The organism is Pseudomonas sp. S04, assembly GCF_009834545.1.
In the GTDB taxonomy this organism is placed as follows: domain Bacteria; phylum Pseudomonadota; class Gammaproteobacteria; order Pseudomonadales; family Pseudomonadaceae; genus Aquipseudomonas.
This window is the reverse complement of record NZ_CP019427.1, coordinates 3,936,887-3,954,827: the sequence shown is the minus strand read 5'-3', so window position 1 is coordinate 3,954,827 and position 17,941 is coordinate 3,936,887. Positions and strand designations below refer to the sequence as shown.

The 17,941-nt window shown below is 62.9% G+C and carries 14 protein-coding genes and 3 tRNA genes; 13 read left to right on the top strand and 4 right to left on the bottom strand.

Features of this window, described 5'->3' with window-relative positions; genetic code table 11:
• Positions 1-83: 83 nt before the first annotated feature.
• From PspS04_RS17445 to PspS04_RS27525, 4 genes are all read left to right on the top strand, one after another.
• Positions 84-159, top strand: a tRNA-Val gene (locus tag PspS04_RS17445).
• Between the two features lie 54 nt (positions 160-213).
• Positions 214-290, top strand: a tRNA-Asp gene (locus tag PspS04_RS17440).
• A 93-nt stretch (positions 291-383) separates the two neighbouring features.
• Positions 384-460 (top strand) — tRNA-Asp (locus tag PspS04_RS17435).
• A 272-nt stretch (positions 461-732) separates the two neighbouring features.
• Positions 733-894: a hypothetical protein gene (locus tag PspS04_RS27525; RefSeq protein WP_174244586.1), complete on the top strand. Its 162-nt coding sequence runs from the start codon at positions 733-735 to the stop codon at positions 892-894.
• 15 nt (positions 895-909) lie between these two features.
• Here the strand turns inward: PspS04_RS27525 and PspS04_RS17430 are convergent, their stop codons facing one another.
• Complete coding sequence (locus tag PspS04_RS17430) at positions 910-1,935, bottom strand: AraC family transcriptional regulator ligand-binding domain-containing protein (protein WP_159996865.1); 1,026 nt, start codon at positions 1,933-1,935, stop codon at positions 910-912.
• Positions 1,936-2,006: 71 nt separating this feature from the next.
• Here PspS04_RS17430 and PspS04_RS17425 point away from each other — a divergent pair, with 71 nt between their 5' ends.
• Positions 2,007-2,921 carry a LysR family transcriptional regulator gene (locus PspS04_RS17425; RefSeq protein ID WP_095171976.1) on the top strand — a complete coding sequence of 305 codons (915 nt, stop codon included), beginning with the start codon at positions 2,007-2,009 and terminating at the stop codon, positions 2,919-2,921.
• A 9-nt stretch (positions 2,922-2,930) separates the two neighbouring features.
• On the opposite strand, the gene PspS04_RS17420 is transcribed toward PspS04_RS17425, so the two are convergent.
• On the bottom strand, positions 2,931-3,881 hold the full coding sequence (locus PspS04_RS17420) for a SphA family protein (RefSeq protein WP_159996863.1): 951 nt from the start codon (positions 3,879-3,881) through the stop codon (positions 2,931-2,933).
• Positions 3,882-4,139: 258 nt separating this feature from the next.
• Between PspS04_RS17420 and PspS04_RS17415 the strand changes: the two genes are divergently transcribed.
• Positions 4,140-5,177, top strand: a complete 1,038-nt coding sequence (locus PspS04_RS17415) for an AraC family transcriptional regulator (protein WP_159996861.1) — start codon at positions 4,140-4,142, stop codon at positions 5,175-5,177.
• A gap of 63 nt (positions 5,178-5,240) precedes the next feature.
• Positions 5,241-6,128, top strand: coding sequence for a Dyp-type peroxidase (locus tag PspS04_RS17410; protein WP_159996859.1), 888 nt, complete (start codon positions 5,241-5,243; stop codon positions 6,126-6,128).
• Positions 6,129-6,889: 761 nt separating this feature from the next.
• Here the strand turns inward: PspS04_RS17410 and PspS04_RS17405 are convergent.
• A complete protein-coding gene (locus tag PspS04_RS17405) occupies positions 6,890-8,065 on the bottom strand; it encodes an integrase core domain-containing protein (RefSeq protein WP_159993658.1) in 1,176 nt (391 codons plus the stop codon).
• Between the two features lie 411 nt (positions 8,066-8,476).
• Between PspS04_RS17405 and lexA the strand changes: the two genes are divergently transcribed.
• The 4 genes from lexA to PspS04_RS17385 are packed head-to-tail and all read left to right on the top strand — an operon-like array spanning position 8,477 to position 14,208.
• A complete protein-coding gene (gene lexA / locus PspS04_RS17400) occupies positions 8,477-9,094 on the top strand; it encodes a transcriptional repressor LexA (protein WP_095171750.1) in 618 nt (205 codons plus the stop codon).
• Positions 9,094-9,711, top strand: coding sequence for a translesion DNA synthesis-associated protein ImuA (gene imuA, locus PspS04_RS17395; protein WP_159996857.1), 618 nt, complete (start codon positions 9,094-9,096; stop codon positions 9,709-9,711). Before lexA ends, imuA begins: the two co-directional genes overlap by 1 nt.
• A 7-nt stretch (positions 9,712-9,718) precedes the next feature.
• Complete coding sequence (locus PspS04_RS17390) at positions 9,719-11,134, top strand: Y-family DNA polymerase (RefSeq protein ID WP_159996855.1); 1,416 nt, start codon at positions 9,719-9,721, stop codon at positions 11,132-11,134.
• Positions 11,110-14,208, top strand: coding sequence for an error-prone DNA polymerase (locus PspS04_RS17385; protein ID WP_202982079.1), 3,099 nt, complete (start codon positions 11,110-11,112; stop codon positions 14,206-14,208). Before PspS04_RS17390 ends, PspS04_RS17385 begins: the two co-directional genes overlap by 25 nt.
• A gap of 1 nt (position 14,209) precedes the next feature.
• Here the strand turns inward: PspS04_RS17385 and PspS04_RS17380 are convergent, their stop codons facing one another.
• Entirely contained in the window at positions 14,210-15,160 is a 951-nt protein-coding gene (locus PspS04_RS17380; RefSeq protein WP_159996851.1) for an alpha/beta fold hydrolase, read from the bottom strand.
• 334 nt (positions 15,161-15,494) lie between these two features.
• Between PspS04_RS17380 and PspS04_RS17375 the strand changes: the two genes are divergently transcribed.
• Together PspS04_RS17375 and PspS04_RS17370 are read left to right on the top strand one after the other, a co-directional pair.
• Entirely contained in the window at positions 15,495-17,570 is a 2,076-nt protein-coding gene (locus tag PspS04_RS17375) for a hybrid sensor histidine kinase/response regulator (RefSeq protein ID WP_174244585.1), read from the top strand.
• A 123-nt stretch (positions 17,571-17,693) separates the two neighbouring features.
• On the top strand, positions 17,694-17,933 hold the full coding sequence (locus PspS04_RS17370; protein ID WP_095171767.1) for a DUF465 domain-containing protein: 240 nt from the start codon (positions 17,694-17,696) through the stop codon (positions 17,931-17,933).
• Positions 17,934-17,941 lie beyond the last annotated feature (8 nt).

Genomic DNA, 17,941 nt, shown 5'->3' with positions numbered 1-17,941 from the left:
AGCTGTTTTTGAAAAAAACTTCAATCAGGGTATTGACTTAGCTTCGGTATCTGCGTAAATTTCGCGGCCTCGGAGAAGCAAACGGGTGATTAGCTCAGCTGGGAGAGCGTCTGCCTTACAAGCAGAATGTCGGCGGTTCGATCCCGTCATCACCCACCACTTCTTGAGAGTCTTGCGAAAGCAAGATGGAAGCTGAAAAGCCTCCACCGACGCGCAGCGGTAGTTCAGTCGGTTAGAATACCGGCCTGTCACGCCGGGGGTCGCGGGTTCGAGTCCCGTCCGCTGCGCCATATTTTCCAGATCGGGTTTACCCGGTTTGAGATTGCAAAGCCTCGAAGCTTTACAGTCAGACGAATTAACTGGACGCAAGTCCACAGCGATACGCAGCGGTAGTTCAGTCGGTTAGAATACCGGCCTGTCACGCCGGGGGTCGCGGGTTCGAGTCCCGTCCGCTGCGCCATATCTGCTCCAGGGCCCACTGAACGCCTTGGTGCTACGAAGCAAACATTGGTCATGCCGATGTCTGTTTCGAGTCGATAGCAAAGGCCCTGGTCGCAAGACCGGGGTTTTTTGTTTCTGCGATTCACAAAAAACCTGCGCGGCTCACGCTTCGCAGGTTTTTTGCTTTTCGCCTGGCGCGACAGACGCGCAAGCCAGCGTTGCCCTCAATATAGCGAAGCCGTGGCTTTGTTCTATCCTGAAATTTGAAACCCATCTCAGGAGGAGAGTGCCATGGCCGCTGACAAACAACACGATCAATACCGCGATAACGACGACGAAGAAGATCAGGACGAAGCCAGCCCTGAAGAGAACCCGCCACCACAGACCTGGAAACACCCCGATGACGGCAAAAGCCTCTCGGACCTGGACCAGGAATGGCCGTTGAAACCCTGACCCTGCCCGTACCGGTCATGCCTGGTGGCGTGATCGGTACGACCCCGGTGCGCATTCGAACCAGCGCAGGCAAGCGCGGTTGAAACTTTGCACATCGCTGTAGCCGAGCTGGTCGGAAATCTCCACCAGCTCCAACGGCGAGTGTTGCAGCAGGTCTTCGGCGCGATAGCTGCGGTACTCGTCCAGCAACTCGGAAAAACTCCAGCCCAGGGCTTTCAGGCGCCGGGCGGCGGTGCGTTCGAGCAGGTGCTGGGAGGTGCAGAAGTCTTGCCAGTGGGCGCCGGGCAAGTCGCGGATCAGGTGGTCGCTGACCAGTTCGAGCAAGGTCGGCTCGCTGTTGCGCCGAGTCTGCTCCAGCAGTTCGACCAGTGTCTCCTCCAGTTGATGATTGCCCGGGGTCAGCGCCTGCACGAATACCTGGGGTTCGAGGTGGATCACGTTGTGTGCCTGGCGCCACTGCACCGGAGCACGGAAGGCCTGCTCGTGAGCCGAGGGGCTGGCTGGGGCCGAGTGCACCAGGCCCACCCCCAGGATCGGGTCTTGCCCCAGCCCGCTGGCCAGCACCTTGCGGCGCAGCATGCTGCAGATGCTGATGAGGATGTAGTCAGTCATCGCGGCGGTGGCGCGCAGGCTGCCGCAGTCCAGTAAGTGCAGTTGCACCGAGTCTTCGCTGCGCACCACCCGGGCCTGGAAATGGCCGTTGAAAAACGGGAAGAAACGCACGAAGTACGCGCAGGCGCTGTCCAGCGATGCGGCCACATCAAACAGGTAGGTCAGGCCGTTGGTCGAGGTGGACACGAAGCGCCGCCCGGCCGCCAGCCCCAGCAGCGGGTCGGCGGTCGTGGCCTGGGCAAAGGCCCAGAAGCGCCGGGACAGAAACAGTGGTATCCGCGTAAACGGGGTGCGCAGTTCAAACAGCGTACGGCGAAACAAGGCCTCGATCTGTTCGCGCGCCACTCCCCGGGCCAGCAGTTCTTCGATGGCCGGCAGCAGGCTGGGGGCGTAGAACGCGTTGGCTATCGGCTGATCGCTTTTTGTCATTTAGGGCTCACAGCATGTTCCGGTTCACTGGTTAGGCTGCCCGACGTTAAGCGATTTGCCGGAGCAAGACCATGCTTGATTTACGCCAGCTCGACCTCAACCTGCTGCTCGCCTTCGATGCCATCTACCAGCAACGCAGCGTCACCCGCGCTGCCGAAGTCATGAGCCTGTCGCAACCGGCGATGAGCAACGCGCTGCGCCGCCTGCGTGACTTGTGTGGCGACCCGCTGTTCATCAAGAGCCGCCTGGGGGTGACGCCGACCCTGGTGGCGCACCGCCTGGCCGATTACGTGCGCGCCGCGCTGGAGTGCCTGCGCGATGGCTTGCGGATGATCCCGGCCGCGCGGCAAAGCGATCCGCTGCTGCGCATCAGTTGCCTGGACTGCCTGCAGCCGGTGTTGCTCGAAGCCTTGCTCCAGGCCCCGCATGCCGATTGGCAGGTGCGGTATTTCCAGCCGCGACGCCGGGACGCCCTGCAGGAACTGGCAGCGGGCAAACTGGACATCCTGATCGATCTCGACCAACCCCTGGCGGGCCTGGCCGGCTTGCACAAGCAGGTGCTGCCGGTCGATCACTATGTGTTCGCCTATGGCGAGGCGCTGCGAGAGCCGCCGCGCACCCTGCAGGCTTACCTGGCGCAACCGCAGATCCAGGTCTCCAGCCGGCGCGACGGGCTGAGCCCGGTGGATCTGCACCTGGGCCTGAAAAGCCTGCGGCGCAACATCGCCGTAAGCACCCAGAGCACCCTGGCGGCGAAGTTGATCGCCGACCGCCAGCCGTTCGGCCTGAGCCTGCCGAGCCGGGTCGCCACGGCCCTGGGTATGCAGCAGGCACCGTTGCCCCTGGACGAACCGGTAGCGTTGCAATTGGCGCTGTACATCGAGTCGCGATATCGCTTCGAGCGCAGCCGGGAGGAGGCAATGCACTGCCTGCTCAACGCCCTGGGCGCACCTCGCGCTCCGCTGGCCGTGGCACGCCGGGCGTGAGGCGCGTTGTCAGAACGCGTAGGGAATGGTGACCTTGGCCCACAGCATCTGGCCTTCCGGACGGTTTTCCACGTCGAATTCCTTGGCCCAGCGCAACTCGGCGCTCGCGTACTTGAGAAAAGTCAGATACATCGCCGGACCAATGGCGAACACCTCGCCACGCACCCCGTCGTTGACGTCCTGGCCGTTGAACTGCACGGTCTTGCCGTATTGTTTATCGTCGGTGGTCTGCTTGAGGTAATAACCGTTGAGGCCGAGGTTGAGGTTGTCGGTCACTTTGTAGCTGGCGGAATAGTCGAAGTGGAAAATCTGCCCTGAGCGGTAATCGGTGTCGTGGTTCTCTTCGTTGAAGCTGTAGGTGGTCTTGAGTGACAGCTCGGTCCGCTCGGTCGGCAACCAGGTGAAGGAAAACAGCGGTTTGTAGGTGTAGAAGTTGTTGCTGGTGTTGGCCAGTCGCGTGGCGTCGTATTCGCCGGTAGGAATGGTGATCTCCAGTGCCGCACCCAAGGTCAGGTTTTTCCCCATGTCCCACAAAATGATCGGGGCCACGGTGGTGTCGCCCATGCTTTCGCGGTCATCCTCCAGGCCGAAGGCCTGCACGCGCTGCTTGATCCAGGGCTGGGCTGCGTAGAAACCCAGGCGACCACCGGCGATCCGCAGCGGGGTCAAGTAGTCCAGGCGCGGAATCACTGCTTCGGAGGTGATCTCGACCCCCGGCACCTTGCCACCCAGGGAGCTGATATTGAGCTTTCTGGCCTTGTAGAAGTTGTAGTAGAGATTGAACGCAACCATGTTGTCCGGAAGGCTGTTGACGTCCAATGGCAGCATGAAGAAGCCATCGGTGCCCGGGCCGATGTTGTCGACACCGGATTCGGTGGCCTGTGCCGACAGGCAGACACTCGACAGCAGGGCCAGGCTTATCGCCAGGCGCAGGGGAGGGGAGACACGGGTCGGATTCATTTTTTTAACTCTTATTATTGTCTGGGGGCGCATCGCCGGCCTTGACGCTAGCCGCAACATAGAAATAAGCCCTCAGCGCCCGACAGGGCAGGGTATTGGCGGACACAGAGGGGACTTCTGCGGCCAGCCTATGCTCGCCATGGCGCCTGGCCGGCGAGGTTGGTTGCGGGTTGGCGGTCAGGCGGCCAGACGTGCTAACGTTCTGCGACATAATTGGTTACAAAAATAACAACTGAACCTGACCGGAAGCCAGTCGCCATGCCCATCAAAGTCATCGATCCCCACTACGAACTGGCGCTGGTGTCACCGTTCCTACTGCAGACCCTGGCCGAAGTGGCCAGTGCCAACGGCATCGACCCCCACAGCCTGTGCCGTGGCCTGGGGTTTTCCCTCGACGACCTGCAAGACCCGGCACAACGTATTTCCTACCGCCAGGCCGTGGCGATGATCCAGCGCGCACTCAAGGTCATCCCCAACCAGGGGCTCGGGCTGTGGGTGGGCAACCAGAACGTGCTGGGCACCCTGGGGTTGCTGGGGCATGTGTTGTCGCTGTGCAAGACCCTGCGTGACGCATTCGAGCTGGGTATGCGCCACCAGCACACCTCGGGCGGGATCGTGGTCTCCAGCGTCCGCGAAGTGGCCACCCAGGTGTTTGTCGACGCCGAGTGTCGCCTGCCGTTCGCCGACGTGCAGATGTTCGCCGTGGAAGAGTTCTTTGCCAGCCTGCTGGTCTACGGCCGAGCGCTGGTGGGTGCCGATTTCAGCTGTGTGCGGGTCGAGTTCGTCCACGCAGCCCCCGATTACCTGGCCGAATATCACCGCCTGCTGGGCACGGATGTGCGCTTTGGCTGCCTGCACAACCGCCTGGTGCTCGAAGCCCGCTGGCTCGACGTGCGCCTGCCCAACCACCATTCCCTGGCGCTGCGCCAGGCGGTCAAGCTGCTGGAGCTGGAAGGGGCCGAGGTGCACCAGAAGCTCGACCTGATTCAAGCAGTGGAGCGGGCCATCTCCCGCGACCTGACCCAGGGCAGCCACATCGAGAAAATCGCTGGCGACCTGAACATGAGCGGCCGCACCCTGCGCCGTCGCCTGACCGAACATGCCCTGACCTTCGAGGCCCTGCTGGAGCAAGTACGCCAGGCGCGCACCATGAGCCTGTTGGCCAACCCCGAGATGTCCATCGAACGCATCACCGAAGAAGTCGGCTACAGCGATGTGCGCAGTTTCCGGCGTGCCTTCAAGCGCTGGACCGGGCAGAGCCCGAGTGCGTACCGAGGTGAGGCGCAGGCACAATAACCCTTGCCCTCACACAAACCCCCGCGTGGCGGGTAGAATTCCTGCCTTTCTAAAGGAGTTCTCATGAGTTACTACCAGCCGGGCATCCTCGCCACCCCCGTCCCGCCTCAGGCGCGGCATCTGTTTTTTGCGCTGCAGGCCGTTGAGGCATTGCCGGCGGCGCTCGACCAACTGATGCAGTGGGTTGACGGGAAGACGGCGGTGGTTGGGTTTGGCAAGTCGCTGGTCAACGCCCTGGAGGCCAAGGTGCCTGGGCTGCGGCCGTTCCCGGCGATGATCGGCGTGGGCGTCGACAACCCGTCGACCCAGCACGCGCTGTGGCTCTGGCTGCACGGTGAAGACCGCGGCGAACTGCTCAACCGCAGCCGCGCCATCGAGGCGGCGCTGGCCCCGGCCCTGCGCCTGGTGCAGATGAACGAAACCTTCCGCCACATGACCGGCCACGACCTGACCGGCTACGAAGACGGCACCGAAAACCCCCACGATGATGCCGCCGTGGCGGCCGCACTGGTGGCTGAGGGCGAGGATGGCCAGGTGGGTGGCAGTTTTGCCGCGATCCAGCAGTGGCAGCATGACCTTAGCGGCTTCAATGCATTGGCGTCCCATGAGCAGGACAACATCATGGGCCGGCGTAAAAGCGATAACGAAGAGCTCGACGACGCGCCGATTTCCGCCCACGTCAAACGCACCGCCCAGGAAAGCTTCACCCCAGAGGCGTTCATCGTCCGTCGCTCGATGCCGTGGATCGAAGGCGAGCGTGCCGGCCTGATGTTCCTGGCCTTCGGTCATTCATTCAATGCCTTCGAAGCCCAGTTGCGCCGCATGAGTGGCCTGGAAGACGGGATCGCCGATGGCCTGTACCGCATGAGCCGGCCGATCACCGGTGGTTACTACTGGTGCCCACCCCTCAAGGATGGCCGCCTCGACCTGCGTGCGCTGCATATCGGCTGACGGGCATTCACCGTCGATAGCTGCGGTCTTTTGATCCTGGGTTTGTGGGTATATCCGGTGCTGCGGTTATGGCGGCTTAGGGTTCCGCCCTTACGGCGGGTCATGCAGCTGCAGGCGGGCTCGGGCTGTTGAGTGGTAAGGGCGGGCTTGCCCGCGATAGGCATAGGTATCTACACAGCTGTGGTGCGACGTTGCACCTGTGGAGAAAGAACCTGCTTGTGTACTGACCTCTGGGCCTCTGGGGTGTTGGATTAAGCGGAGTACATATCCATTTTTGCGGTAACGGCCTCCTATGGTTCCGCCTGACGGCGGCTCACTTTTGAACAGCGCAAAAGTAAGCAAAACGCTCTTGCCCCACCACTCGGTGCCTCGCTTAGGCTCGGCATGCCCGTACTCCGACATTGATTTGGGGGGCCGCCGCAATGGGCCCTCCCTGGCCCAGTGCGGCTAAACCGGCGTCCTGCCGGTTTACCCCCCAAATCAATATCGAAGTACGGCCAGCGTGGTTAACGGGGCGCCCAGGATCAAAAACAAAGCGAGGCGGCCTTAGAGCCGACCTGATCGCTAGGGCATGCGCGGTGTGGCTTCTACTTCCTAAGACGCTGACGAAGTCAGCCATCTTTTGATCTGGCTCTGGCTCTGGCTCTGGCTCTGGCTCTGGCTCTGGCTCTGGCTTTTGATCCTGGGCACACCGAGCCCAAGCGAGGTGCCGAGTGGTGGGGTATGTACGGGACAACCACATGGGTTACAAAAAAGTACCTTTACATAGGTAACACTTTTATCGACACGTACCCGTTCTTTGCCTCTCTAGCATAGACCCGGCCTAGGATTACCGGACCGAATATCACCTCCCACACATCATCACTGATCATCTCCATTCCAATGGTCTGATGCTTAAGCACATTGGCTATATAAATCCGCAGACCTGCTCGATTAATGATTCCATTACTATCAGCCAGGTAACACTCCACGTGGCTCGCATACCCCATTTCAGGCAACTTTTCCGGGTAAGTCCGAGTCGAGGGTGAATAGCAGGAAGCAGGCGTTTTCTGGTCAAGCGCCTCGTGCCCCCGCTCATAATTGTAGTGCTGCATAAAGCGGTCAAACTGTCTCTGCTGAGCCTCCCAAGGAATGGCGGGCGGTTGAGGCAAGGTACTTTTCAGCGTTCGGTGCATGCGTTCGTGACGCCCATTCTGGTCCGGACGGCCAGGCTCAATTCGCTCAGGAATAATCCCTAGTCGCAGCCACCATATCGACAGCTGCGACAGCCCGGCACGGCCGGTACTGGCAAATGGCACACCATTGTCAGTTCGAATACGCTCCGGCAACCCGTACTCGCGGAAAACTCGCTCAAAGGTCTGTTGGGTCTCCTTCAGATTGGTACTGGACATACTCTGGCAGGCCAGTAGAAAACGGCTGGCGTGATCCATGATCGTCAGTGGATAGCACCAAACTCCGGCGCCCGTCAGAAACTGGCCCTTGTAGTCCGCGCTAAAGAGCTGATTAGGTTTTTCTGCCTTGCTCAAAGGTTTGGGATAGACCGCGACACGCCGTCGTACACGCTGCGGCGTAATTAAGTCGGCTGCTTTAAGGATGTTGTAGATGGTCGTTTTTGACGGCGGATCCTGATCGGGAAAGCGCTTGAGCAAGTCATTTTGGATCTTCTTAGGCCCTGGAGTTGTTTCTCCGATAGACCGAAGCTCGATGATTGCCTGCCTAACAGCGACAGGCACCACGTAGCTCTGGTTGTGCCGGCAACGGCTGCGTTCCTCAAGCCCACTAGGCCCTTCAGCTTTGTATCGCTCGACCCATTTATAGCCAGTCTTTCGACTGATCTCGTAGTCACTGCACAGCTTGCTGAAGGTGTGTTTGTCCGCCAGATAGGCAGCGATGAACATCACTTTTCGATCCATAGGTTTCAGCTCTCTCCAGGGCATGGTCAGATCCTCGCGAAATCGACCATGCCAGTTAATAACTGTTACCTATGTGCGTGAACTGATTTGTAACCCATGTGGGTGAGTCATACCGGTATGAGCCTTTTGCTTACTTTTGGGCTCCTCCAAAAGTGAGCCGCTGTAAAAGCGGAATCATAGGTGGCCGTTACCGCAGAAATGGATATGTACTCGGTCTAATCCAACACCCCAGAGGCCGCTACAAAGTTGTGTAGATACCTATGCCGCGATGAGGCCAGTCCATTCAACATCGATAGCGCCTGACACACCACCATCGCGAGCAAGCTCGTCCCTACACAAGTTGGGCGGGCGCACCTGCGAGAACCCAAAACCACTGTAGCTATGGGTAACCCCTCGGCGGATGGCTCTTGTAAGAAATATTCGAGAGGAGTACAAATGTACTCCATGAATACTTTAACGCCTCGCCGTGCCGCCATCCTGACCTTTATCCGCGACCGTATCGCGCAACAGGGCCAATCCCCGAGCCTCGCTGAAATCAGCGAGGCCTTTGGTTTTGCCTCGCGCAGCGTGGCGCGCAAGCACGTGTTGGCGCTGACCGAGGGCGGGTTCATCGAGGTCAACCCGCATCAGGCACGGGGCATTCGCCTGCTCAACCAGCCGCGGCGCCCCGAGTTGCTGGACATCCCGGTGCTCGGGCGGGTAGCCGCTGGTGCGCCGATGGGGGTCGATGCCGAGGTGCACAGCCGGCTGTGGCTGGACCCGGCACTGTTCTCGCGGACCCCGGACTACCTGCTGCGGGTGCAGGGCGACTCGATGATCGGCGACGGCATCCTCGACGGCGACCTGGTGGGCGTGCGCCGCAGTGCCGAGGTGCAGAACGGCCAGATTGTGGTCGCCCGGCTCGAAGGCGAAGTCACCATCAAGCGCTTTGAGCGGGCCGGGGACAGCGTGCGCTTGCTGCCGCGCAACCCGGCCTACAGCCCCATTGTGGTCAGCGCCGATCAGGACCTGGCAATCGAAGGGGTGTTCTGCGGCCTGGTGAGACAAGGCTGATGGGTGCCGTCGTTGCGCTGGACACCCTGTTCCATCGCGGCCAGGTCTGGAAAGGCCGGCCTGCGCCCGCCGACGTCAGCCGCCAACCCACCGGGCATGCTGCGCTGGACGCGGCATTGCCCAGCGGCGGCTGGCCGGAAGCGGCACTCAGCGAGATATTGATTGCGGGGCAGGGCGTCGGTGAGTTGCAGCTGGTGTGGCCGGCCCTGGCCCGGCTGACCGCGGACGGTGAGCGGGTGGTGCTGGTGGCGCCGCCCTGCGTGCCCTATCCCCAGGCGTGGCAGAACGCCGGGATCGACCTGCGCCAGTTGTCGGTCATCCAGGCCAGTGACCGCGAGGCCCTGTGGGCGGCGGAACAATGCCTGCGCTCGGGCAGTTGCGGCGCAGTACTGTGCTGGCCGAAACAGGCCGATGACCGCGCCTTGCGGCGTTTGCAGGTGGCTGCCGAAACCGGCCAGACCCTGGCCTTCGCCTATCGCTCGATCAAGGACGCGATCAACCCTTCGCCGGCAGCCCTGCGCATCGCTATCGATGCGCGGCCCGCCCAGTTGCGGGTGCTCAAGTGCCGCGGCGGGCTGGCCCGTACGGCGCCCATTGCCTTCGCCCCGGGGCATTGAGGTTGCTATGCGCTGGGTCTGTATCCTGTTCCCGCAACTGGCGCTGGACGCGGTCTTGCGTCAGCGCAGCGACCCCGACGAGCCGCTGGCGCTGCTGAGCGGCCCGGCACAACGCCGGGTGTTGCAGGCGGTGAATGAGTCGGCGCGGGCCCTGGGCTTGCGGGCCGGGCAGTCGATGACGGCCGCCCAGGCCCTGAGCAAGGCTTTTGCCTGCGCCGACTATGACCAGGCGGGAGTGGAACACTGGCAGCAGTTTCTCGCGGCCTGGGCCTACCGCTTCAGTTCCCAGGTCAGCGTGCATTTCCCACGTACCGTACTGTTTGAAATCGAGTCGAGCCTGGCGCTGTTCGGGCCCTGGCCGCAGTTCGAGGCCCGCTTGCGTGCCGAGCTGACGGCCCTGGGGTTTCGCCATCGCCTGGTGGCGGCGCCCAATCCCTTGGCCGCGCGGATCCTGGCCAACGCCTACGACGGCCTGGCGGTGTCGGACTCCCAGGCCCTGGGGCCGTTGCTTGGGCAGATGCCGGTCGAGCGCATCGGCCTGGCGCCGACGGTCGCCAACGCCCTGTCACGCATGGGCCTGCGCACCTTGGGCCAGGTCCAGGCGCTGCCCCGGCAAACCCTGGCCCGGCGGTTTGAGGCAGCGGTGCTCAAGCACCTCGATACCCTGCTGGGCGACCGACCGCTGGCCTTGGCCTTCTACCTGCCGCCGGACCGCTTCGACGTACGCATCGAACTGAATTTTGATGTGCAATCGCACCAGGCCCTGCTGTTTCCGTTGCGCCGGCTGACCGCTGACCTGGCGGCGTTTCTCTGTGGTCGTGACAGTGGCGTGCAGCGGTTCGACCTGTACCTGGAGCACGCCGGCCTGCCTGATACCCTGATCAAGGTCGGGCTGCTGAGTGCCGAGCGCGACCCGGGCATGCTGTTCGAGCTGGCCCGGGGGCGCCTGGAACAGGTACAGGTCGAGGCTCCGGTACGTGGGTTTCGCCTGTCGGCGCAGGACTTGCCGAGCTTTGTACCGCAGCGCCGCGAGCTGTTCGACGAACGCCCGCAGCAATCCTTGCCCTGGGAGCAGTTGCGCGAGCGCCTGCGCGCCCGCCTGGGCGACGATGCCGTGCAGGGCCTGGGATTCCAGGCCGACCACCGCCCCGAGTGTGCCTGGCAACCCCATGCCCAGAGCCAGCCTGCCACGCTGCTGTCGCGGGCGCAGCGCCCGGGCTGGTTGCTGACCGAGCCGCAGGCGGTACAGGAAGGCGCGGCACGGATTCTCATGGGGCCGGAACGCATCGAGTCCGGCTGGTGGGATGGCGCCGATGTGCGCCGCGACTATTACCTGATCCAGACTCGTGCCGGGCAACAGGGCTGGGCCTATCGCGGGGTGGGCGAGGGTGGGCCGCTGTGGCTGCAGGGCTGGTTTGCATGAGCGGCGGGTATGCCGAGCTGCACTGCCTGTCGAACTTCAGTTTCCAGCGCGGTGCCTCCAGTGCCGGGGAACTGTTCGAACGGGCCAGGCGCCAGGGCTACCAGGCCCTGGCGATCACCGACGAATGCACCCTGGCCGGCATCGTTCGCGCCTGGCAAGCGGCCAGGGTGCAGGGGTTGCCGCTGATCATCGGCAGTGAAATGCGCATCGAGAACGGCCCGAAGCTGGTGCTGCTGGTGGAGAACATCGAGGGTTATCAGGCCCTGTGCCGGCTGATCACCCAGGCCCGGCGGCGTGCGGAAAAAGGCCAGTACCGGGTCCTGCGCGAAGACTTTGCCGAGCCCCTGCCCGGGCTGTTGGTCTTGTGGCTGCCGGACCCGGACGATGCGCCGGGCGAGGGCGCCTGGTTAAAAGGGCTGTTTGGCGCGCGGTTGTGGCTGGCGGTGGAGTTGCATTGCGGGCAGAACGATGCCCGGCGCCTGGCCGATCTGCAGGCCCTGGCGGCACAGTTGCAGATCCGTGCCGTGGCCAGCGGTGATGTGCACATGCATGCCCGTGGTCGCCGGGCGCTGCAGGACTGCATGACCGCGATTGCCCTGCACGTGCCGGTGGCCGCCGCCGGGCAGCGCCTGCACCCCAATGGCGAGCGGCATCTGCGCAGTCTTGAGGCGCTGGGTGAGCTGTATCCGCGCGCGCTGCTCGACGAAACCCTGGAGATTGCCCAACGCTGCCGTTTCGATCTCACTCAGTTGCGCTATCAATACCCTCGTGAGCTGGTGCCTGAAGGGCAGACGCCGACCTCCTGGCTGCGCCACTTGACCGCGCAGGGCCTGGCCCGGCGCTGGCCGCAAGGCCCGGACAGCAAGGTGCAGGCGCTGATCGACAAGGAACTGCAACTGATTGCCGAGCTGGGCTACGAGAGCTATTTCCTCACCGTCGAGGACATCGTCAGCTTCGCCCGGCGCCAGCGCATCCTGTGCCAGGGTCGAGGCTCGGCGGCCAACTCGGCGGTGTGTTTTGCCCTGGGCATTACCGAAATCGATCCGAGCCGGATGAACATGCTGTTCGAGCGGTTCCTGTCCCGCGAGCGCAACGAGCCGCCGGATATCGACGTCGATTTTGAGCACGAGCGCCGTGAGGAGGTCCTGCAATACGTGTTCCAGCGCTATGGTCGGCGCCGGGCGGCGCTGACGGCAGTGGTCAGCACTTACCACGCGGCCGGGGCGATCCGCGATGTGGCCAAGGTCCTTGGTTTACCGCCCGACCAGATCAACGCCCTGGCCGACTGCTGCGGCCACTGGAGTGACGACGCGCCGGGGCTTGCGCGTTTGCGTGAAAGTGGCTTTGACCCTGACACCCCGCTGCTGCGCCGGGTGTTGAGCCTGACCCGGCAACTGATCGGCTTCCCTCGGCACCTGTCCCAGCATCCGGGTGGCTTCGTGATTTCCGAGCAGCCGCTGGACAGCCTGGTGCCGGTGGAAAACGCGGCCATGGCCGAGCGCACGATCATCCAGTGGGACAAGGACGACCTGGACATGGTCGGCTTGCTCAAGGTCGACATCCTGGCCCTGGGCATGCTCAGCGCCATTCGCCGCTGTTTCGACCTGCTGCGCTACCACCGCGGGTTGGACCTGAGCCTGGCGAATATCCCGGCCGAAGACCCGCCGACCTACGAGATGATCTGCCGCGCCGACACCATTGGCGTGTTCCAGATCGAGTCCCGGGCGCAGATGTCGATGCTGCCCCGGCTGCAGCCTCGCACCTTCTATGACCTGGTGATCGAAGTGGCGATCGTCCGTCCCGGGCCGATCCAGGGCGGGATGGTGCACCCCTATCTGCGGCGGCGGAACAAGGAGGAGCCAGAAACCTATCCCAGCGTGGCGCTCGAAGCGGTGCTCAAGCGCACCCTGGGGGTGCCGTTGTTCCAGGAACAGGTCATGCAGATCGCCATCGTGGCGGCCGACTACAGCCCCGGCGAGGCGGATCAACTGCGCCGCGCCATGGCCGCCTGGAAACGTCACGGTGGCCTCGACTCGCACCAGGTGCGCCTGCGCGAAGGCATGCTGAAAAACGGCTATTCAGAGGCGTTTGCCGCGCAGATCTTCGAGCAGATCAAGGGGTTTGGCAGCTACGGTTTCCCCGAGTCCCACGCCGCCAGCTTTGCCCTGCTGACCTACGCCAGTTGCTGGCTCAAATGCCATGAGCCGGCGGCGTTTGCCTGTGCCTTGATCAACAGCTGGCCGATGGGTTTCTACAGTCCCGACCAGATCCTCCAGGACGCGCGCCGGCATCAACTGCAGATCCGCCCGGTGGACATCAGCGCCAGTGCCTGGGATTGCAGCCTGGAACCGATTGCCCAGCAGCAGCCGGCGATCCGCCTGGGCTTGCGCATGATCAAGGGGTTTCGCGAGGAGGACGCCCGGCGTATCGAGGCGGCGCGCCTGTGCCGGGCCTTCGTCGATGTGGCCGACCTTGGCCAGCGCGCCGGGCTCGATGCCCGGGCCCATGCGTTGCTGGCCGATGCCGGCGCCTTGCGTCCGCTCGCCGGCAATCGTCACCGGGCGCGTTGGGAGGTGGCGGGGGTGCAGCAACAACTGGGACTGTTCGCCGGCTTGCCGAGCCAGGACGAACCGCCGGTGAGCCTGCCGACCCCCACCGTCAGTGAAGACCTGCACGCCGACTACCACAGCGTCGGCACCACGCTCGGCCCTCATCCGCTGGCACTGTTGCGCGAGCAGTTGCGGGCCCGGCGTTGCCGCAGCTCACGGCAGTTGCTGGAGGTCGAACACGGGCGCAACGTCAGCGTCGCCGGCCTGGTCACCGGCCGCCAGCGTCCGGGCACCGCCAGTGGCGTGACCTTCGTCACCCTGGAAGACGAGTTTGGCAACATCAACGTGGTGGTCTGGCGCGACCTCGCCGAGCGCCAGCGCAAGGCCCTGGTCGGGGCGCAATTGCTCAAGGTCGACGGGCGCTGGGAAAAGGTCGGCGAAGTGCGCCACCTGATCGCCGGCCGCCTGAGCGACCTGAGTCCGCTGCTGAATGGCATCAGCGTGCACAGTCGGGATTTTCATTGAGTCAGCCGTTGGCGAAATTGCGCAACAGTCGCGCGGTTTCCACTGGACGTTCCAGCATGGGTAAGTGGTTGCAGCCGTCCAGGGTCACCAACTGCCGGGCCTGATGGGGCGGCAGACGGTTTTCCAGGGTCTGCAGGGCAGAGATATCGATCACTCGATCCTCGCGACAGCCGACGCCGAGCACCGGTATGTTGAGCCGGCCCAGGCGCGGGTCCAATGCCTGCCACTGGGAAGGCGGGCGGATTTGCTCCAGGGTCGATTCGATGAAGGCGCGCTGGGTGCGGTTGAGACTGATGGCGTCTGCCACCTGCTGGTCGGACATCGGCAGTGGATCGAGGTAGACCAGGCGCGCGGTGCGTTCGACACCGGCACGGTCATCGTAGATAAACGGGTTGTCACCGGCATTCAGGGCACGGATGAAGTCGTTTTCGACAAAGCTCAATCCCAAGGATCCGATCAGCGCCAGTCGGGCTATCCGCTGTGGCCGTTCGACGGCATGCACTCCGGTTATGGCGCCGCCCATGGAATGACCGACCAGGGTGAGCTGTTGGAGATCAAGCGCCTGGATAAACCCATCAAGGCGCGTCGCCTGGGCTTCAATGTCATAGTTCTGGCCCGGGAGGCGCGTCGATTGACCCCAGCCAGGAAGGTCGGGAATGATCAGGTGAAAGTCTGTGCCGAGGTCTGCGGCGAGGCGGGCCCAAACGTCCTTGCCGGAAGCAAACCCATGGACGAGCAGCAGGCTCGGGCCGTTTTTCTCGCCCTCGTAATAGGCCCAGGTCGTGTCACCGACCTGAATCGCACGGGACTGCAGGGCGGTGCCTGGGGGCGGCAAACCATCGGCACGGGCCGTGGCCAGGCAAGGCAGCAGGGCCAGCGCAAGGCTGAGCAAATGGGCCAGCAGTCGGTTGCGGGATTTATCGCGACGGGTGAAGCGCGGGTCAACGTCCATGTCATTACAGTCCTGTAGGCGGGGTGGGTGGGCTCATGCCCTGCAGGATCGATTTGAAGAGGAGTGCGGCGTCGCGGCAATGCTGGCAACCGGGAAAAACTGCCAGTTGAAGTTTCCGCTTGCTGCTGAGCGTAGCGTAGCTCGGCCCGCACATCGCGGGCTGACAAGCGCCGCGAGTTGGACAACAATGAAACCATCAGCGCCGGCCGCGCTCCAAGCTTTGAGCGCGGGCCCACCTGCGTCGGTCCGTTGTTCCACCTTTGCGCTGTGCGCACAGAGTCCATCGATGCAGTTTCTAACGCAGAATCATGGTTGTAGCGGGTGGAGCGGCGAAATGGCCGAACGCATTCGCGCGTTCGACTGGAGCGTCACCGAACTGGGCAGCTACGATACCTGGTCGCGCAGCCTGCGCAGTTCGGTGCAGTTGCTGCTGGCCTCACCGGTGCCGCTGGTGATGCTCTGGGGACGCCCCGGCTACATGATCTACAACGATGCCTATTCGGTGTTTGCCGGCGGGCGTCATCCCTATCTGCTCGGCTCGCCAGTGGAACTGGGTTGGCCGGAAGTCGCCGAATTCAACCGTAACGTGGTCGACACCTGCCTGGCTGGTGGCACCCTTTCATACCGCAACAAAGAGCTGGAGCTGTTGCGTAACGGCCAGCCCGAAGCCGTGTTCATGGACCTCTACTACAGCCCGGTGGCCGATGATGACGGCGTGCCGGCCGGGGTCCTCGCGATTGTCGTGGAAACCACCGCCCACATGACCTCTGAACGCCTGCGCGAACAGGCCGAAGCAGCCTATCGTGCCGACAACGAACGGGTACGCCTGGCGCTCAATGCCGGGGCCTTGCTGGGGTCGTTTGTCTGGGACATTCGGGCCAATCTGCTGTCCGGGGATGAGCGGTTTGCACGGACTTTTTCCTATCCGTGCGAGCAGTCGCTGGAGCTGATGTCACCCGAGTACGCCGCGACCAGAATCCATCCCGATGACTTGCCAGAGGTTAATCAGCTGGTGGAGCAAGCCCTGGAAAATGGTGGCCCGTTCAATGCTGAATACCGTATCCGGCGGGCGGATGACAGTTATTGCTGGGTGCTGGCCAGTGGTTGCTGCGAGTTCGATGAACAAGCTCAACCCCTGCGTTTTCCCGGGGTGCTGATCGATATCCACGAGCGCAAGACTGCCGAAGAGAACCTGCTCAAGTTCACCCGCAACCTGGAGCAGCGGGTCGCCGATGAGGTGGAAGGGCGCCTCGCCGCTGAGGAGCAATTGCGCCAGTCGCAGAAACTCGAAGCCATTGGTGGATTGACCGGCGGCATTGCCCATGACTTCAATAATCTGTTGCAGGTGATCGCCGGCAACCTGCACCTGTTGGCCCGCCATGAAGCCGAGAACGCCAACGTGCAGCGCCGGGTCGGTGCCGCCCTGGCAGCCGTCGAGCGCGGTGCCATGCTGTCCTCGCAACTGCTCGCCTTTGCCCGCCGCCAGCCCTTGTCGCCGGCGGTCTACAACCCTCGGCAAATCTACCAGCGCCTGGGGGAATTGCTGCAGCGTGCGCTGGGCGAAACCATTCAGATCGATGTGCAACTGCCCGACGACCCCTGGTGCATTTCGGTCGACCGCAACCAGTTGGAAAACGCCTTGCTCAACCTGGCGATCAATGCCCGTGACGCGATGCATAGCGAAGGCACGATTGTGATCAGTGGCAAAAACGTCGTGCTCGATCGCTTCGTGTGCGTCGGCAAGGGCATCAGCGCTGGCGACTATGTGCGCCTGTCGGTGATCGACCCCGGCGAGGGCATGGATGCGGCGACCCTCAAGCAGGCGTTCGAACCGTTCTTCACCACCAAGGCCGACGGCCAGGGCACCGGCCTGGGCCTGAGCATGGTGTTCGGTTTCGTCAAACAGAGCGGTGGGCATATCGAGATGACCAGCGAGGTCGGCGGCGGCACGTGCGTGCACATGTATTTTCCTCGCAGTGAACGCGCCCAGAGCCGTGAGATGCCATCGCGAAGTGTGCCAGGCACAGGCGGCAACGAGACGATCCTGGTGGTGGAGGACAACGAGGAAGTACGTGGTACCGCCGCCGAATTTCTCCAGGCCTCGGGCTACCAGGTGTTGCTCGCGGGCAATGGCGACAGTGCCATGCAGTTGCTGCTGGACGGGGCGACGGTGGACCTGATTTTTACCGACGTGGTGATGCCCGGGCTGATCAAGAGTTCCGACCTGGCCGCCTGGGCCAAGGTCCAGGTGCCTGCAGTGGCGGTGCTGTTCACCTCGGGCCATACCCGCGACATCATTTCCGACAATCATCAGCTTAGCCCCGACACCTACTTGCTGAGCAAGCCCTATGGTCCGGATGCGCTGTTGAGCATGATCCGCAGTGTCCTGGGGGAGAGCGGCCGCGAGTGAGGGGCGACGAACGGACACCGCTGGTCCGATTGACGGTCGACAGCGACCCTCAGGCAAGGCCATGCTGATAACTGGTGAACACAGGACAAGTGTTCGCCACCGATCAACAAACGGAGGTGTTCCATGCCGGTGAAACATGACCTGTATCAGGACTTGAGCTATTCAAAGGAAGACATTCAGAAAAAGCGTGCCAATGATCCCCACCTGCACGCGCTGCTGGATAAATACTCGGATATCGACACCCAGGTACTGAAGGCGGAAGCCGCTGCCCAGGCCGACGACGAGGTGAGGAAGCTCAAGGCCAAACGCCTTACGATCAAAGACGAAATCTCCAAAAGCTTGAACGGTGCCTCCAAGGCTTGACCACTCGG

Coding starts and splice junctions, on each gene's coding strand:
- PspS04_RS17380 (WP_159996851.1), bottom strand. CDS start 15,160: ATGGACGTTGACCCGCGCTTCACCCGTCGCGATAAATCCCGCAACCGA.
- PspS04_RS17370 (WP_095171767.1), top strand. CDS start 17,694: ATGCCGGTGAAACATGACCTGTATCAGGACTTGAGCTATTCAAAGGAA.
- PspS04_RS17405 (WP_159993658.1), bottom strand. CDS start 8,065: ATGCCCTGGAGAGAGCTGAAACCTATGGATCGAAAAGTGATGTTCATC.
- PspS04_RS17375 (WP_174244585.1), top strand. CDS start 15,495: ATGGCCGAACGCATTCGCGCGTTCGACTGGAGCGTCACCGAACTGGGC.
- imuA (WP_159996857.1), top strand. CDS start 9,094: ATGGGTGCCGTCGTTGCGCTGGACACCCTGTTCCATCGCGGCCAGGTC.
- PspS04_RS17425 (WP_095171976.1), top strand. CDS start 2,007: ATGCTTGATTTACGCCAGCTCGACCTCAACCTGCTGCTCGCCTTCGAT.
- PspS04_RS17420 (WP_159996863.1), bottom strand. CDS start 3,881: ATGAATCCGACCCGTGTCTCCCCTCCCCTGCGCCTGGCGATAAGCCTG.
- PspS04_RS17415 (WP_159996861.1), top strand. CDS start 4,140: ATGCCCATCAAAGTCATCGATCCCCACTACGAACTGGCGCTGGTGTCA.
- PspS04_RS17430 (WP_159996865.1), bottom strand. CDS start 1,935: ATGACAAAAAGCGATCAGCCGATAGCCAACGCGTTCTACGCCCCCAGC.
- lexA (WP_095171750.1), top strand. CDS start 8,477: ATGTACTCCATGAATACTTTAACGCCTCGCCGTGCCGCCATCCTGACC.
- PspS04_RS17410 (WP_159996859.1), top strand. CDS start 5,241: ATGAGTTACTACCAGCCGGGCATCCTCGCCACCCCCGTCCCGCCTCAG.
- PspS04_RS27525 (WP_174244586.1), top strand. CDS start 733: ATGGCCGCTGACAAACAACACGATCAATACCGCGATAACGACGACGAA.
- PspS04_RS17390 (WP_159996855.1), top strand. CDS start 9,719: ATGCGCTGGGTCTGTATCCTGTTCCCGCAACTGGCGCTGGACGCGGTC.